This window comes from Streptomyces sp. NPDC005374 (assembly GCF_042872225.1).
In the GTDB taxonomy this organism is placed as follows: Bacteria; Actinomycetota; Actinomycetes; order Streptomycetales; family Streptomycetaceae; genus Streptomyces.
Window position 1 is genome coordinate 460,083 of sequence record NZ_JBIAKA010000007.1, and the last position, 17,007, is coordinate 477,089.

Genomic DNA, 17,007 nt, shown 5'->3' on the forward strand with positions numbered 1-17,007 from the left:
GGCCGGGGGCGAACGCCGGGAACACCGGGTTTGGCCGCCCGGCCCGCGGCTACCCGCCCGGTGTGACGACGACTACTTCACAGCAGGAGCTCTTCCGCTTCCTGGAGGACCGCTTCGCGTGTGCCCAGGCGTGCACCGAGTGTGCGCGAGCCTGTGCGCTGCGTGCGAGCCTGGTCGATCCGGACGGGACCGAGGAGCACGAACTACTGCGCCGCAAGGGCATCATGTGCGCGGAGGTGTGCGACGCGACCTGTCGTGTGCTCTCCGAGGAGAACCACCTCGACGAGGCCGGCATCCGCGTCCAGCTGGAATGGTGCCGGTCGGTCTGCCTGGAGTGCGCGCAGGTCATGGACCGGCATGCCGGTACCGAGGACGCGGCCAAGGCATGCCGCGAGTGCGCGCAGGCGTGCACGGACTTCATGGCGACCCTGGTCTGACCGTTCCCAATTTCTGGAACACGTTCTACGGTGTGCGCCGTCAGGACCGGCCTGGGAGCCTGGAGGCGCCGTGCATCTCGACCACACCCCCGAGCAACAACGGCTGCGCACCGAACTGAGCACGTACTTCGCCGAACTGGTCCCGGACAACGCGCACGCGCGCTTCACCGACCGGGACGCCCAGAAACGCTTCTACCGCGACACCATCCGGCGCCTCGGCTCGGACGGCTGGCTCGGCGTGGGCTGGCCGAAGGAGTACGGCGGCCGCGGTCTGACCGCGACGGACCAGTTCATCTTCTTCGACGAGGCCGCCCAGGCCGGGGTGCCGCTGCCGCTGATGGCCCTGAACACCGTCGGCCCGACGATCATGCAGTACGGCACCGACGAGCAGAAGTCCTGGTTCCTGCCCCGCATCCTCTCCGGTGAGATCGACTTCGCGATCGGCTACAGCGAGCCCGATGCGGGCACCGACCTGGCCTCCCTCAAGACCCGCGCGGTACGGGACGGCGACGAATACGTCGTCAACGGACACAAGATCTGGACCACCAACGGCGACACGGCCGACTGGGTCTGGCTCGCCGTCCGCACCGACCCGGACGCGCCGCCGCACAAGGGCATCACCATGCTCCTGATGCCGACCACCGACCCTGGCTACTCCTGCACGGTCATCAACACCCTCGCCTCGCACGACACCACGGCCAGCTACTACGAGAACGTCCGCGTCCCCGTCTCGCACCGGGTCGGCCAGGAGAACCAGGGCTGGCGGCTGATCACCAACCAGCTCAACCACGAGCGGGTCACGCTCGCCGCCCACGGCACGATGGCGATCCGTGCCCTGCACAACGTGCAGCGCTGGGCGTCGGACACCAAGCTCACCGACGGCCGCCGTGTGATCGACCTGCCCTGGGTACGCCGCCGCCTCGCCCAGACCCACACCCGCCTCGACGCCCTCAAACTCCTCAACTGGCGGATGGTGGGCGCGGTCCAGGACGGCACTCTCACCCCGCACGACGCCTCCGCGGTCAAGGTCTACGGCTCCGAGGCCCGCCGGGACGCCTATGCGTGGCTCATGGAGATCGTCGCGGCGGCCGGCGCGCTGAAGGAGGGCTCGGCGGGCGCCGTCCTGCACGGCGAACTGGAGCGCGGCTACCGCTCGGCGGTGATCTTCACCTTCGGCGGCGGCAACAACGAGATCCAGCGGGAGATCATCTCGTGGATCGGTCTGGGTATGCCGCGTGTGCGGCGTTAGCCTGCGGGCCGGTCGGGATCGAGCGGGTTCCGCCTGCTGGGTCGTGAGTTCTCTGTCGGCGCCGCGTCCGATGTTGTCCGTGGACGTACACCGTGACAGCGGGCGTTCCGACGGGGATCTTGGCGATGCCGTTCGCGGGTTCGCGGGCGGTGGATGACCGATCCGAGATCGTCGTGGCTCTCGTGCGGGCCGGCGGTGCGCCGAGGAAGTGGGTGACGGCCTCGCCGACGGCGAGTGTATTGAAGAGCGTCACACTGGGGGCCGGTACACCGGGGACGTACGCGCGTCGCGCGTCACCGGGGGCCACGGTGTTGTCGGGCGCGGGGACCGTCTTCCGCCAGGCGGCCTCGGTGGCAACGGCAGCCCACGCGGAACGCTCGGCCGGGAACGCCAGCCGAACGCCTTGCTAAAAGCTCCTCACCACAGCCGTATGACCAGTAGTGTCGCTACGCCCCCTGGAAATCGCCCTTGGTGACTCAGGCCCGCAGTGCCGCAGGTTCCTGCGCAGGCCGCCTGCAGCGATCGGGGTCGGCAACGACCTGTACCAGGGCGGCCATACGGCCAACGACCGCATCACCTCGTGGAGGGGGTGCTTGCAGCATCGATCAGGACTGCTCGCTACGTTCGGTTCGCGGAGGCGATGTCATTGTCCAGTTCTCTGGTGAGTACCTGATCGTGGGCTTCCTCGGCTATTTCCCTGGCCTGTGCAAAATGCCGCAGTGCCGCGGCCTTCGTGCCGCCGACGGCTCCGACCCGGCCGAGCCCTTGGAGCGCCCTGGCCTCACCCCGGCGGTCCCGTAGCTCCTGGGTCAGTTCCAGGCTCCTGTCAAATGACCTGGAGGACGCGCCCAGGTCGCCGTTGTCGAGCTCGGCCTGTGCAAGGCCGCGCCAGGCGTACGCCTCGGCCCGTCGATCGCCCAGTTGCTGGAACTCCGCCCGTGCCTGTTGGAACAATGCGATGGCCTCGTCGAGGCGTCCCTGGCCGCAGCGGACGACCGCAAGGCTGCGCTGGGCCTGCGCGGTGAGTCGGCGGTCCCCGGCACCTTGCAGCCCCTCTGCCGCAGCGGTGAGCCGCCGCGCGGCCACGTCCCACGAGCCCCGGTTACGGTGGATGATGCCTTGTCCCAGCATGACGGCGGCCATGCCGTGCTGGTCGCCGGACGCCTCGTACCCGGCCAGTGCCTCCTCGTAGGCGGCCAGTGCCTCATCGCGTCGACCGAGGTCGCGGTACAGCGCCGCGGTGTCGAACAACGTGATCGACTCGGCCCAGCGGTTCCCTGAGTGACGGGCGCCGGCCAGAGCCAGTTCCACAGTTGTCTCCCAGTCGTCCCAGGTAGCCAGCATCTCGAAGAACGGCGCGGCAATGTGAGTGAGTTCCCATGCCGCTTCCCAAATCTGTCGTTCGTGGGCGAACCGCACGAGCGCCACGAGGTTGTGCCGCTCGCCAATGAACCAGGCGACAGGATCGCGCAGCAACTCGGTGCGGTGCTCGGCTTCGACGTCATTGCGCGGGTGGGTGCTGATCTTGCGCAGCTCGCCCGGCTGAAACCGGTCCTCCGCCTCGGAGGCGAGAGTGAGGTACGCGCCCAGGAGTCGGCCGGCCGCAGCTTCGGCTTCGGCTTCGGGCTGTTCGCGTGCCAGCGCGCGAAGCAGGTCGTGGAAGCGGTAGCGGGCGGCACCGGTCTCGTCCGGGCGGATCGCATCGAGCAGTTGCGCAGACACCAGCGCGTCGAGGTGTCGCTCAGCGTCGCGCAGCGTGATGCCCATGAGCGCGGCGAGTGGCCAGGCCGCGAAGTCGGTTCCGGGAAAGAGCCCGAGCAGTCGGAACGCCTGCTGCTGCGCCGCCGGTAGGCCCTGATAGCTGATCATGAATGTTGAGCGGACATCGAGATCTCCGATCTCAAGGTGGTCCAGCCGGTGGCGCTCGTCGGCGAGGTGGCCGATGAGAGTGGTCAGGTTCAGGTGTGGTCTCTCGGCCAGGCGCGCCCCGGCGATGCGTATGGCCAGCGGCAGATGCCCGCACAGGGCCACTAGCTGCCGTGCGGCCTGCGGGTCGACTGCCACCCGCTCCCTGCCCGCGACTCGCCCCAGCAACTCGACCGCCTCGCTGGGTTCCAGGAGGTCGAGCACGATCGGGTGAGCTCCCTCGATGCTGCTCAGCTGGGCCCGACTGGTGACGACCACTGCGGCGGCCTGCCCGCCGGGCACAAGCGGACGCACCTGCCGGGGCCCATTGGCGTTGTCGAGGACGATGAGCAGTCGGCGTTCAGCACTCAGGGTACGGAACAACTGTTCACGGTCTTGCTGTGCGTCCGGGATCACGCGAGGGTCGGCGCCCAGCGACCGCAGAAAGTTGCCCAGCACTTCGGCAGGTTGGGCGGGCGTGGGGTCGTACCCGCGTAGGTTCGCGAACAACTGCCCGTCGGGGAAGTCGGCTGCGACGAGCTGCGCAGCCCGTACCGCGAGCGTCGTCTTGCCAAGGCCTCCTTTGCCGGAGACGGCGACGAGTGGGCAGGGCGATTCGCCTCGCCTGCGTAACAGCTCACCCAGCTCGGCAAGTTCGTGTGCACGGCCGGTGAAGTCGGATATGTCACGGGGCAGTTCCCGCGGCACCGGATGCCGCGGTACCGGTTCGTTCACGCCGCCGTCGGCCTGGAACCACGCGAGTGCTCCGCCGAGCAGCGCGGTCACCCCGGCCAACGCGAACTGCACCGGCCCGACATCGCCGAGCACCTGCCATCCCGCTGCGACTGCGGCGAACGCCCCAGCGGCGCCCGCTACTGCCCAAAGTCGCCGCGCCACCTGTGCGTTCACATCGCGCATGGTAACCGAGCCTGAACCTTGGAGTGCATGACAAATCGAAAGGGTCACAGGCCCGTTCGACGAGGTAGTCGGGGCGAAGCCGCCGTGGATCTGGCCGGTCCGATGGTCGACGGTGGACAGCGGCACCCCGGGCAGCCGGGCGTGGTGGTCCTCGAAGTGCCCCGTCAGGGCCTCGGCCAGGGCCGCCGTGATCATGACCGGGTGTGCAGGAGGAGCTGGTGGTACAGCTCGGGGCAGGGGATCCGAGGTGATCAGGGAGTTGGCGCAGCAGGACGGGAAGGAGCGTCGGGACGTTCCAGAAGGAGCCAATCGGTCGGTCGTCCTGGAGACGCTGAAGGTGCTCCGCGATCCGGCTGCCGTTCGGCCGGAGGAGCTGACAGCCGGACGCATGGAACCGTGGCCTCTGGTCACCAGAAAGGGTTGGTTGAACAAGTGGCCGGTGTACGCGGTCGGGGACCCCATGGTCGCGGAAGGCCTGGGTCGTGACCATGCGGTGTGGCGGCCGGGAGCGGAACTGGAGCAGTTCCGGCCGCTGACCGGGGCCATGAACTCGAACTGGACCGGGGCGTTCCTGTCACGGCTGTCGTCGCCGAAGATCTCTGGCCCAGCCGTGGTGACACCCGCCTCATGATCCGCGCTGTACCGAAGTGCCGAGTATGTCGCCGGCTCTGCGCGGCTGCGGCCGTTGAAGCTGCTTGGCATCAGGCCGGGCCGTGAAGGGGGCCTGGTACCAACCAGCGATCCCGGTCACACTGCGGGCATGGGTGATCCCGGACTGTTCACGCCGAGGTCGGTGACCTGGCAGCTGCACGGCGACCCGATGATGTGGGTCGCCGGCATCCGCGCGCTCTACCTCCAGGCACTGCACCCGCGCGCCGTGCGCGGCGTCATGCAGAACTCCGACTTCCGGCGCGACGCCTGGGGCCGGCTCATGAGTATCGCGAACTTCGTCGCCACCACGACCTACGGCACCGTCGAGGCCGCCGAGGAGGCCGGCGCCCGGGTCCGCAGGATCCACGCCATGCTCGGCGCGACCGACCCCGACACCGGTGAGCGCTACGGCGTCGACGAACCGGAACTGCTGCTGTGGGTGCACTGCGCTGAGATCGACTCCTATCTGCAGGTCGCCCGGCGCTCCGGCTTCCGCCTCACGGACGAGCAGGCGGACCGATACGTGTCCGAACACCGGGTCAGTGCCCGTCTGGTCGGCCTCGACCCCGATGCCGTACCGGCGAACCAGGGCGAGCTGGCCGCCTACTTCGAGAAGGTGCGCCCGGAACTCGCCGCTACGCCCGATGCCCGCGAAGTGGACGACTTCCTCCTCCGCCCCCCGACGCACCCCCTCCTCGTCCCGGCGCGCGAGCTGCTGTGGCGGCGCGTGGCGCACCTGGCGTACGCCGCCCTGCCGCCGTACGCCCACGAGCTGTACGGCAGGAAAGCCCCCGAACCCACCACCGTCACCCGCCAGTTGCGCGCCACCGGCACCCTGCTGCGCTGCGTACCCGCGCGGCTGCGCTGGCAACTCCCGCCCAAGCACATCCTGCGCGCCATGGACCGACTCGGCCCGGGCTCCCGGCCCTCCCCGTACAAACTCGGACGATAGGTCGCCATACTGGTACGGGCCAGGGGAGGGCGGGGCAGACATGACGGGGGCGGTCGCAGGAGATGGGGGACAGCAGGCTCATCCAGGGGCGGTACCGGCTGCTCGATCTGATCGGGCGCGGGGGCATGGGCGAGGTGTGGCGGGCGCGCGACGAGTCGCTGGGCCGGCATGTCGCCGTGAAGTGCCTCAAGCCGATGGGCGCACACCACGACCAGACCTTCACCCGGGTCCTGCGGGAGCGCTTCCGGCGTGAGGCACGGGTGGCCGCGGCCCTCAGCCACCGGGGCGTGACCGTCGTCCATGACTTCGGCGAGTCCGACGGCGTGCTCTACCTGGTGATGGAGCTCCTGGACGGCCGCAATCTGAGCCAGCTCCTGGAGGACAACAAGCAGCATCCGCTGCCGGTCGCCGACGTCGTCGAGATCGCCGACCAGGTGGCCGCCGCACTGGCCTACACCCACCAGCAGGGCATCGTGCACCGGGACCTGAAGCCCGCGAACATCGTCCGCCTCACCGACGGCACCGTGAAGATCTGCGACTTCGGCATCGCCCGCCTCGGCCATGACATCGGCTTCACCTCCCGGCTGACCGGCACCGGCATCGCGATGGGCACCCCGCACTACATGTCGCCGGAGCAGATAGGGGGTTCCGAGGTCGACCTGCGCAGCGACCTGTACTCCCTGGGGTGCGTGCTCTACGAGATCGCCACCGGCGCCCCGCCGTTCGACCTCGAGGACGCGTGGGCGATCCTCGTCGGCCACCGCGACACCCCGCCCCGCCCGCCGCGCAGCCACCGCGCCGAGCTCCCCGAGTACCTCGACAAGGTCATCCTGGACCTGCTGGCCAAGCTCCCCGAACAACGCCCGCACGACGCACGTGAGCTGGGCCGCCGGATCACCCTGGGCCGCACCACGCCGGCGTACGTGCCCACCGTGGTCACCCCGCAGCCCGACTTCCGGCCGATGGAGCCCCTCGCCCCCGCCCGCCCGCGCGAGACCCGGCTGCCGTCCTGGACCCGCGGCATGACCACCGGCCACAAGGCCACCGGCGCCGGCCTCGCCACCACACCCCCGGACGCCGGAGCCGGCCTGACCGGCGAGTGGATCGCCCGCCCGGTCAACGGCCGCACCCAGGACCCCGTGCCCGACGAGCCTCCCGCGCCCGACCCGCAGGCCGTCACCGCACTCTCCGGCCGGCACAACGCGGGGCTCAGCCTCGGCCGCCTGGGCCGCTGGGCCGAGGCCGGCGAGGTGCACCGCGCGGTCGCCGCCGAACGCGAACACCTGCTGGGCCCCGATCACCCCGACACCCTGGCCAGCCGCTACGAGGTCGCCTTCACCCTCAGCCGCACCGGCCGCGCCGCCGACGCCCTGCGCGAGTACAAGCACGTGGCCGCGACCAGGACCCGCGCGCTGGGCGCCGACCACCCCGACACCCTCGCCGCCCGCCAGGAAATGGCGTACGTACTGGGCCAGTTGGGCCGGCACTTCGACGCCCACCAGGTCTACAACTCGGTGCTCGCCGCCCGGGAGAGCCGGATGGGCCCCGACCACCCCGACACCCTGCGCTGCCGTCACAACCTCGCCTTCAACCTCAGCAGACTGGGCCGCCTGGAGGACTCGTACCGCATGGCCTGCGAGGTGGCCGCCGCCCGCGTCCGGGTGCTCGGCCCCCAGCACCCCGACACACTGGTCACCCGTTACGAAGTGGCCTACGCCCTCGGCCAGTTGGGCCGCTGGGAGGAAGCCCTGGGGACCTACCACGAGGTCGCCGAGGCCCGCGCCCAGGCCCTCGGACCCGACCACCCCGACACCCTCGCCGCCCGCTACGAGGTCGGCATCAGCCTCGGCCGCCTGGGCCGCAGCACAGAGGCCCTCCAGCTCTACCGCGACCTGATCGAGGACCGCACCCGCATCCACGGCCCCGCCCACCCCGAGACCCTGCGCGCCCGCCACGGCCTCGGCGTCAACCTCGGCCGCCTCGGCCGCTGGGAGGAGGCCCTCGCCGAGTCCCGCGACGTGTGCGCGATCCGCGAACGGGTCCTGGGCCCCGATCACCCGGACACCCTGGTCAGCCGCCGCGAGGTCGCCGTGGGCCTCGGCTGGCTCGGCCGCTGGACGGACGCCCTCACCGAGTACGGCAGGGTGGCGACCGCCCGCGAACGCGTCCTCGGCGCCGACCACCCCGACACCCTCGCCAGCCGCAACGACGAGGCCCACTGCCTGGAACAGCTCGGCCGGGGCGCGGAGGCGGTGGAGCTCTACCGCAGAGTCGCGGCGCTACGGCAGCAACGGGCGTCCGGCACCCAGTGAGCCGGGTGCCGCCTCCCCCCTGGCCGACCTAGATCACCACGTGTTACGAAGAACCATGCCTGCACACGAGGGACCCCAGCGGAGCTACGACGCCGTCATCGTCGGCGGCGGCCACAACGGCCTGGTCGCCGCCGCCTACCTGGCCCGGGCCGGACGCTCCGTACTGGTCCTCGAACGGCTCGCGAACACAGGAGGCGCCGCGGTCTCGACACGGCCCTTCAGCGGGGTGGACGCACGGCTGTCCCGCTACTCCTACCTGGTCAGCCTGCTGCCCAAGAAGATCGTCCGGGACCTCGGCCTGGACTTCCGCGTCCGCACACGCAACGTGTCGTCGTACACCCCGGTGGAACGCGACGGCACGCCGACCGGCCTCCTCGTCGGCGGCGGCGAGCGGCGCACCAGGGAGGCCTTCGCCCGGCTCACCGGCGGCGAGCGCGAGTACGAGCAGTGGCAGCGGTTCTACGGCATGACGGGCCGCGTCGCCCAGCGGGTGTTCCCCACCCTCACCGAACCGTTGCCCACGCGGGACGAACTGCGCCTGCGGGTGGACGACGAGGAGGCGTGGCGGGTCCTGTTCGAGGAGCCGATCGGGGTGGCCGTGGAGGACCGGTTCGCCGATGACCTGGTCCGGGGCGTGGTCCTGACCGACGCGCTCATCGGAACGTTCGCCGACGCCCACGAACCCTCGCTCCAGCAGAACCGCTGCTTCCTCTACCACGTGATCGGCGGCGGGACGGGCGCCTGGGACGTGCCCGTGGGCGGCATGGGCGCCCTCACCGACGCGCTGGCGACGGCGGCGCGGCAGGCGGGCGCGGTCATCGCCACCGAACACGAGGCCGTGCGGATCTCCACGGACGGACACACGGCGGAGATCACGTACCGCACCGCCGACGGCGAGGGCACGGTCGACGCCCGGCACGTCCTGGTCAACGCCTCCCCGCAGGCCCTGGCCACCCTCACCGGCGACGAGGCGCCCCCGCCCGCCGAGGGCGCCCAGCTCAAGGTGAACATGCTCCTCAAGCGCCTCCCACGACTGCGCGACGACTCCGTCGACCCGCGCGAGGCGTTCGCGGGCACCTTCCACATCGCCGAGGGCTACCAGCAGTTGGCCACCGCCCACGCCCAGGCCGCCGCAGGCCAACTGCCCGCCGCGCCGCCCTCCGAGATCTACTGCCACTCGCTCACCGACCCGTCGATCCTCGGCCCGGACCTGGTCGAGCAGGGCTGTCAGACGCTCACCCTGTTCGGCCTGCACACCCCGGCCCGGCTCTTCGACCGGGACAACGACGCCGTACGCGAGGAACTCCTGGCGGCGACCCTCGCCCAGCTCGACACCCACCTCGCCGAACCGCTGGCCGACTGCCTGGCCACCGACGCGGACGGCCGGCCCTGCATCGAGGCCAGGACTCCGCTCGACCTGGAGCGGGACCTGCGGCTGCCCGGCGGCAACATCTTCCACCGCGAACTGTCCTGGCCGTACGCCCAGGACGGCACCGGCCGCTGGGGCGTGGAGACCCGGCACGCCAACGTCCTGCTGTGCGGGGCGGGCGCGGTGCGCGGCGGCGGGGTGAGCGGCGTGCCGGGGCACAACGCGGCCATGGCCGTGCTGGAGGGCTCCTCCGACTAGGCCAGGCTGCCGCCGTCGACCCGGAGCACCGTGCCGGTGACGTACGAGGCCCGGTCGCTGAGCAGCCAGGCGGCGGCCTCGGCGATCTCGTCCGGAGCGGCGGCCCGGCCCAGTGGAGTCCGGGCGGCGAGCTCGTCGACGATGCCGGGGGAGGCGGTCTCCCACTCGTCGATCATCTCGGTCAGCGTGGTGCCGGGGGCGATGGCGTTGACGCGGATGCCCTCCGGGCCGTACGTGGCGGCCGCCGACGCGGTGAGGCTGTTGACCGCCCGCTTGGCGGCGCCGTACGCGGGCAGCCACGGGTTGGCCATCAGGCTGCCCACACTGGAGTTGTTGACGATCGCACCGGTCCCGGCGGTGGCCCGGATCGCGGCGATCTCCGCGTTCATCGCCAGCCAGGGGCCCTTGAGGTTGACGGCGAGGACATGGTCGAAGTCGGCTTCGGCCAGCTGGTCCATGGGCCCGGGCTGCTGGATGGTCGCCCCGTTGTTGAAGGCGACGTCGAGCCTGCCGTACAGCTCGACGGCCCGGTCCACGGCGGCGCGGACGCTCGCCGGGTCGGCCAGATCGCAGTGGACGTAATCGGCGGTGCCGCCCGCGGCACGGATCTCCTCGGTCACCGCCTTGAGCTGACTCTCCGTCCGGGCCGCGAGCAGGACCCGGGCTCCCTCCCGGGCGAAGAGCCGTGCGGCCGCGGCGCCGATACCGCGTCCGGCGCCGGTGACGAAGGCGACCTTGTCGGCGAGCAGGGCAGTGGTGGTGGTCTTGTCGGTCATGCAGACGAGCCTGCGTCCGGCCGCGATCCTCATCCAGGCACCGGCAGTACCTGGCTGGGGACCTCCGCTCACGCGCAGACTGGGGAGGTGGACCGACATGAACTGGCCGACTTCCTGCGCAGCCGACGTGAGCGCATCACCCCCGCGGACGTGGGGCTGCCCGTCGGCCCGCGCCGCCGCACCCCTGGCCTGCGCCGTGAGGAGGTGGCGCAGCTGGCGTACATCTCCACCGAGTACTACACCCGCCTCGAGCAGGCCCGGGCGCCCCGGCCGTCCCGCGAGGTCCTGGTCCAGGTGGCCCGCGCCCTGCGGCTGTCGGACGCCGAACGCGACCACCTCCACCACCTCGCGGGCACCCCGCCCGGCCCGCCGCCCGGCCCCTCGCGCGAGGTGCGCCAGAGCCTCGTCGACCTGCTGCACCGGCTGCCGCAGGCCGCCGCGATCGTCATCTCGGCGACCTACGAGGTGATCGCCTGGAACGACCTGGCCGCGGCCCTCATGGAGGACTTCTCTCAGCTCTCCCGCCGCGACCGCAACCTCGTACGCCGTTCCTTCCTCGGTCCGCACCCACAGGGCCGCCGGCTCTACGGCGTCTCGGACGGCGAGGAGTTCGCGCGCTCCTCGGTCCAGCAACTGCGCGCCGCCTCCGCCCGCTATCCCGACGATCCCGAGCTGACCGCTCTGGTGGCGGAACTCCTCGACGGGAGCGAGGTGTTCGCCCATCTGTGGGCCACGCACGAGGTCACGGCCCGCCCCACCCTCTGCAAGACCTTCGACCATCCCCTGGTCGGCCCGGTGGCGGTGAACTGCGACGTCCTGGACATCGCCGACCGCGACCAGCACGTCGTGATCTACACGGCCGCCCCCGGCTCGCCGTCAGAAGAGGCGCTGCGGCTGCTGGCGGTCGTCGGTACCCAGCGGCTGGACGTGCCCGGCTGATCCGTCGGTTGCCGGGCGCGCCGCACCCGTGCCTCCCGGTGATCCGGCGACCTGAATCTGACGGAGCATCAGAAAACCTCTTCCGTCGTCCGGAGGACTGCGGCATCCTGCGCCCATGCAGACGGAGCTGAGCAAGAAACTGGGACTGGAGCACGCCGTCTTCGGCTTCACGCCGTTCCCCGCCGTCGCCGCGGCCATCAGCCGGGCCGGCGGTTTCGGAGTGCTCGGCGCGGTCCGGTACACGGCACCCGACGAACTCAAACGCGACCTCGACTGGATCGAGGCCCACGTCGACGGGAAACCGTACGGCCTGGACGTCGTCATGCCCGCCAGGAAGGTCGAGGGCGTGACCGAGGCCGACGTCGAGGCGATGATCCCCGAGGGGCACCGGCAGTTCGTCAAGGACACCCTCGCGAAGTACGGCGTACCCGAACTCGCCGAGGGCGAGGCGTCCGGGTGGCGCATCACGGGCTGGATGGAACAGGTCGCCCGCAGCCAGCTGGACGTCGCCTTCGACTACCCGATCCGGCTGCTCGCCAACGCCCTGGGCTCGCCGCCCGCCGACGTGGTGGACCGCGCCCACGAACAGGACGTGCTGGTCGCCGCTCTCGCGGGCAGTGCCCGGCACGCCGCCAAGCACCAGGAAGCCGGCATCGACATCGTGGTCGCACAGGGCTACGAGGCCGGCGGCCACACCGGCGACATCGCCTCCATGGTCCTCACCCCGGAGGTGGTCGACGCCGTGGACCCGCTGCCCGTCCTGGCGGCCGGCGGCATCGGCAGCGGGCAGCAGGTGGCCGCTGCACTGGCACTCGGGGCCCAGGGTGTGTGGCTGGGCTCCATATGGCTGACCACCACAGAGGCCGAACTGACCTCACCCCGGCTCATCCAGAAACTCCTCGCCGCCGGTTCCGGCGACACCGTGCGCTCCCGTGCCCTGACCGGGAAGCCCGCCCGCCAGCTCCGTACGGAATGGACCGACGCCTGGGACTCCGCCGAAGGGCCCGGCACCCTCCCCATGCCGCTGCAGGGTCTGCTGGTCGCCGAGGCCGTCTCGCGCATCCAGAAGTACGAGGTCGAGCCGCTGCTGGGCACGCCCGTCGGCCAGATCGTGGGCCGGATGAACAGCGAACGCAGTGTCCAGGCCGTCTTCGACGACCTCACCCGCGGCTTCGAGCGGGCCGTCGACCGCATCAACCGCATCGCCGGAAGGAGCAGCCAGTGACGAGCACCCCTCCCGCGGGCTTCTGGGCGCAGGCCGCCCAGGACCCCTCCCGTACGGTTCTCATCGCCCCCGACGGCTCGCCCTGGACCGCGGGGCGCCTCCACGCCGCCGCCAACCAGCTGGTCCACGGTCTGCGCGCCGCCGGTCTCGAACGCGGCGACGCCTTCGCGGTCGTCCTGCCCAACAGCGCGGAGTTCTTCGTCGCGCACCTCGCCGCCAGCCAGGCCGGTCTCTACCTGGTGCCGGTCAACCACCACTTCGTCGCCCCCGAGATCGCCTGGATCGTCGCCGACTCCGGCGCGAAGGTGCTGATCGCCCACGAGCGGTTCGGTCAGACCGCGCGCCGGGCCGCCGACGAGGCCGGCCTTCCGGCGGACCGGCGGTACGCGGTCGGCGAGGTCGAGGGCTTCCGGCCGTACGCCGAACTCCTCGACGGACAACCGGAGTCGGCGCCCACGGACCGTGAGCTCGGCTGGGTCATGAACTACACCTCCGGCACCACCGGCCGCCCGCGCGGCATCCGGCGTCCGCTGCCCGGCAAGCTCCCGGAGGAGGCGTACCTCGGCGGATTCCTCGGCATCTTCGGCATCCGGCCCTTCGGCGACGACGTCCACCTCGTCTGCTCCCCGCTCTACCACACGGCCGTCCTGCAGTTCGCGGCCGCTTCCCTGCACATCGGCCACCCGCTGGTGCTGATGGACAAGTGGACGCCCGAGGAGATGCTGCGGCTGATCGACGCCCATCGGTGCACCGACACCCACATGGTCCCGACCCAGTTCCACCGCCTGCTGGCCCTGCCCGAGGACGTCCGGGCACGCTACGACGTCTCGTCCATGCGGCACGCCATCCACGGGGCCGCTCCCTGCCCCGACCACGTCAAGCGGGCCATGCTCGACTGGTGGGGGCCCTGTGTCGAGGAGTACTACGCGGCCAGCGAGGGCGGCGGGGCCTTCGCGACCGCCGAGGACTGGCTGAAGAAACCCGGCACGGTCGGCAAGGCCTGGCCCATCAGCGAACTCGCGATCTTCGACGACGACGGCAACCAGTTGCCACCCGGCGAACTCGGCACCGTCTACCTGAAGATGAACACCGGCGGCTTCGCCTACCACAAGGACGAGGCCAAGACGAAGAAGAACCGCATCGGCGACTTCTTCACCGTCGGCGACCTCGGCCTCCTCGACGAGGACGGCTACCTCTTCCTGCGCGACCGCAAGATCGACATGATCATCTCCGGCGGGGTCAACATCTACCCGGCCGAGATCGAGTCCGTGCTGCTCCAGCACCCCGCCGTCGCCGACGCCGCCGCCTTCGGCATCCCGCACGACGGCTGGGGCGAGGAGGTCAAGGCCGTGGTGGAACCGGCGCCCGGTCACGAACCCGGCCCCGACCTCGCCGCCGCGATCCTCGACCACTGCGCGGAGCAACTCGCCGGCTACAAACGGCCCAAGAGCGTCGACTTCATCACCGAGATGCCCCGCGACCCCAACGGCAAGCTGTATAAGCGGCGCCTGCGGGACCCGTACTGGGAGGGCCGCACCCGGCCGGTGTGACCGAGGCCCACGCCCTCGCGGTGTGGCGATGTGGTCCCGCCACATGTGTGACGGGACCACATGCTCAGTGTCCGCGCACCCGCACGATCTTCAGGGCGGGCGATGACAGGATGTCCTTCTCGCAGAACCGGGAGGTCACCCACTTCTCCGCCGAGAACAGCCGCGTCTGGTCGCTGAAGTGCGGCGAGTTCGGGTTCGCGGACTGGGAGTACGTCAGCAGGGTCCGGGCCACCGGGCAGCGGCCGCCGTCCCAGCCCACCGCCTGGATGTAGCTGGACCCGGTCGACACCTCCGTGTATCCGCCGCCCGCCGGGTCCCACACCGGCTCCACCTTGTTCCACACGCCCAGCGACTCCGTACCGCCGGGAACGGCGATGCGCTTCCCGTTCCGCACGACGAACTGGTGCTCCCCGAGCCGGGAGTCCAGCGGGATGCCGGCCGCCCTGAGCTCGGTGACCGTGTCCGCGAGAGCCGTCGCGAAGGCGGGCGAGGAGGTGTTGAGGGTGTTCGGGGTGTTCACCGGGTCAGCCGCCGAGAACGGCACCGTCCACAGCTGGGACACGGGCAGCTTCCGCCACAGCCGGTCGAAGAGCAGCGCGCCCCGGCTGTCGGTGTTCGCCGTGCGGTCCCACCCCGCGAGCACTCCGCAGGCCTCGGTGACGTCAACGGCCTTGCCGTCGCTGCCTGTTGCCGTGCCGCCGGGCAGAGCCGCACAGGCCTTCGCCGCGTCCGCCGCCACGAGGTCACCCGCGGGCACCCGGTTGGCGAACTGGTGCGCCTGCAGATTTCGTACGGTCAACCGGCCTCGCGCGGCCATCGCCGACACGTCTTGCACAGCACCGCGCGTGCGCAGCGAACGCTGGGTCCCCACGGTGCCGAAGACCCGCTCGTAACCGGTCAGCGGACGTTCGGCGTTGGCGAGCCAGGCGCTGTCGTTGGAGTTCTCCGCGTAGGGCGCGTCCTTGAGGACCGGCATCCTCGAGGGCCCGAAGATCCCCGGTTGCACGGCGTCCGGGTCGCTGCCCAGGGCGCAGTCGCCGCGCGATCCGTCGAGGATCGCGACCCCCGAGGCGGGGTAGGTGACCCTGCCCAGGGGAGTGGAGCAGCGCTGGGCCAGCTCGTCGGTGATCCGGGGGAGCACCTGGGACTGGGTGAACAGGGTGTGGCCCTGTGAGTCGGCGGCGATCGTGTTGACCCACGGCAGCCCCTGCGTGCGCTTCAGCGCGCCGAGCACGTCGTCCGTGCTGCGCGCCTTGCTGAAGCCGAGAGCCGTGTCGGAGGCGCGCATGTTGACCGCGTTCGGATCGCCGAGCGCGTACGCCGTCGTGGTCGTCCACGGCAGCGGCAGCGCGGCGCCGAGCGAGGTGACGACCGGGCCGTACCGCGTCCACCACTGGGTCCTCGTCACCGGTTCGCCGCCCTTGACGGCGACGGTCACCCGGCGCTGGGTCATCCGCTCCGGCCTGCCGTCGACGAGATACGTGGTCGGGTCGGCCGGGTCGAGGCTCAGCTGGTGCAGGTTGAGGGTGACGCCGGTGGCCACGGTGTGGCTCCACGCCACATGTGCGTTGTGACCGATGGAGACGGTCGCCGAACCGAGCAGCGAACCGCCCGCGATGTTCAGCTCTCCGGGGATGGTCTGCTGCGACTGCCAGAAGCGGCGGCCGCCCTGCCAGGGGTAGTGCGGGTTGCCGAGCAGCAGCCCACGGCCGTTCGCCGTCGTGGCCCCGCTGAAGGCCACGGCGTTGGAGCCCATGTCGGCGGAGTCGGCGGCGAAGAGGTCACGGGCGGCGCGGGCGGTGTCCTGCGCGTCGGGCGCGCCCGCCCCGGCCGTCGTGGAGGCGGGTGGCTGTGCGGCCGTGATGCCGTCCACGGCCCGGCCCTGCCCGCCGAGCACGGCCAGCGCGAAGTTGCGCGCCGCCACGTCCTGGACCGACACGGGACGCACCCAGTCGGCGCCCTTGCACGCGGGGTCGGTGATCGGGTTCTTCGCCAGCCAGGCGTTGTAGCCCGCCGCGAAGCCCCGCATCAGGTCCTTCACGTCCCGGCTCGGGCCGCTCGGCGCGGGCGTGGCCAACAGCTTCTCCACCGTGCCCGCCTCCCGCACCCCGCGGAAGTACAGGTCACTGGAGAGGTTCTTGGTGGCCGAGGAAAGCGCGGAGTCGGAGGCCGCGTCGGCCCCGAAGAAACGGGAACGCTCGCCGCGCACGGTCACGAAACCGTCGGCGAGCGTGCACACCTGGTCCGCCGCCTGCGCCCAGCCGGTGCCGAAGCCGAGGTCGGCGTAGTCCTTGGCGAGGATGTGCGGGATGCCGTACTCGGTGTAGCGGATGGTGGCGGACAGGTCGCCGTGGGACGGATGATCCTGTCTGTGCCGGTCCTGCGCGGCTGCCGCCGGCAGTGTGCCGACGGCGGCGAACAGGGCCACGGCCGCGACGACGGTGCGTCTGAAACGGGTGCGCATCG

Annotated in this window: 12 protein-coding genes; 9 read left to right on the forward strand and 3 right to left on the reverse strand. The window is 71.2% G+C overall.

What is annotated here, in order from left to right; all coding sequences use genetic code 11:
* The first annotated feature begins 62 nt into the window (after positions 1-62).
* A complete protein-coding gene (locus tag ACFYRX_RS20705) occupies positions 63-437 on the forward strand; it encodes a ferredoxin (RefSeq protein WP_389101565.1) in 375 nt (124 codons plus the stop codon).
* A gap of 70 nt (positions 438-507) precedes the next feature.
* The gene (locus tag ACFYRX_RS20710; protein WP_389101567.1) at positions 508-1,686 is read left to right on the forward strand and encodes an acyl-CoA dehydrogenase family protein; all 1,179 of its coding nucleotides are present in this window, start codon (positions 508-510) and stop codon (positions 1,684-1,686) included.
* 618 nt (positions 1,687-2,304) lie between these two features.
* Here the strand turns inward: ACFYRX_RS20710 and ACFYRX_RS20715 are convergent.
* Positions 2,305-4,704 carry an ATP-binding protein gene (locus tag ACFYRX_RS20715; protein ID WP_389101569.1) on the reverse strand — a complete coding sequence of 800 codons (2,400 nt, stop codon included), beginning with the start codon at positions 4,702-4,704 and terminating at the stop codon, positions 2,305-2,307.
* Positions 4,705-4,768: 64 nt separating this feature from the next.
* On the opposite strand from ACFYRX_RS20715, the gene ACFYRX_RS20720 reads away from it, so the two are divergent.
* The 4 genes from ACFYRX_RS20720 (at position 4,769) to ACFYRX_RS20735 (ending at position 10,051) form a co-directional block, all read left to right on the forward strand.
* Complete coding sequence (locus tag ACFYRX_RS20720) at positions 4,769-5,140, forward strand: hypothetical protein (RefSeq protein WP_389101571.1); 372 nt, start codon at positions 4,769-4,771, stop codon at positions 5,138-5,140.
* A gap of 129 nt (positions 5,141-5,269) precedes the next feature.
* Positions 5,270-6,112, forward strand: a complete 843-nt coding sequence (locus tag ACFYRX_RS20725) for an oxygenase MpaB family protein (RefSeq protein ID WP_389101573.1) — start codon at positions 5,270-5,272, stop codon at positions 6,110-6,112.
* A 62-nt stretch (positions 6,113-6,174) separates the two neighbouring features.
* Positions 6,175-8,424, forward strand: a complete 2,250-nt coding sequence (locus tag ACFYRX_RS20730) for a tetratricopeptide repeat protein (RefSeq protein ID WP_389101575.1) — start codon at positions 6,175-6,177, stop codon at positions 8,422-8,424.
* Between the two features lie 55 nt (positions 8,425-8,479).
* Positions 8,480-10,051, forward strand: a complete 1,572-nt coding sequence (locus ACFYRX_RS20735) for a phytoene desaturase family protein (protein WP_389101577.1) — start codon at positions 8,480-8,482, stop codon at positions 10,049-10,051.
* Here the strand turns inward: ACFYRX_RS20735 and ACFYRX_RS20740 are convergent.
* Positions 10,048-10,827, reverse strand: a complete 780-nt coding sequence (locus tag ACFYRX_RS20740) for an SDR family NAD(P)-dependent oxidoreductase (RefSeq protein WP_389101578.1) — start codon at positions 10,825-10,827, stop codon at positions 10,048-10,050. The two genes, ACFYRX_RS20735 and ACFYRX_RS20740, sit on opposite strands and share 4 nt — an antisense overlap.
* A gap of 87 nt (positions 10,828-10,914) precedes the next feature.
* Between ACFYRX_RS20740 and ACFYRX_RS20745 the strand changes: the two genes are divergently transcribed.
* The 3 genes from ACFYRX_RS20745 to ACFYRX_RS20755 all read left to right on the forward strand — a co-directional run bounded on the left by ACFYRX_RS20745 (position 10,915) and on the right by ACFYRX_RS20755 (position 14,541).
* Positions 10,915-11,766 (forward strand): helix-turn-helix transcriptional regulator, encoded by an 852-nt coding sequence (locus tag ACFYRX_RS20745; protein WP_389101580.1) that lies wholly within the window; start codon positions 10,915-10,917, stop codon positions 11,764-11,766.
* A 115-nt stretch (positions 11,767-11,881) separates the two neighbouring features.
* The gene (locus tag ACFYRX_RS20750; RefSeq protein ID WP_389101582.1) at positions 11,882-12,991 is read left to right on the forward strand and encodes an NAD(P)H-dependent flavin oxidoreductase; all 1,110 of its coding nucleotides are present in this window, start codon (positions 11,882-11,884) and stop codon (positions 12,989-12,991) included.
* Positions 12,988-14,541, forward strand: a complete 1,554-nt coding sequence (locus ACFYRX_RS20755; RefSeq protein ID WP_389101584.1) for an acyl-CoA synthetase — start codon at positions 12,988-12,990, stop codon at positions 14,539-14,541. The genes ACFYRX_RS20750 and ACFYRX_RS20755 overlap by 4 nt, the downstream gene beginning before the upstream one ends.
* A gap of 64 nt (positions 14,542-14,605) precedes the next feature.
* Here ACFYRX_RS20755 and ACFYRX_RS20760 read toward each other — a convergent pair whose 3' ends face one another.
* Entirely contained in the window at positions 14,606-17,005 is a 2,400-nt protein-coding gene (locus tag ACFYRX_RS20760; protein WP_389101585.1) for a penicillin acylase family protein, read from the reverse strand.
* Between the last annotated feature and the right edge of the window lie 2 nt (positions 17,006-17,007).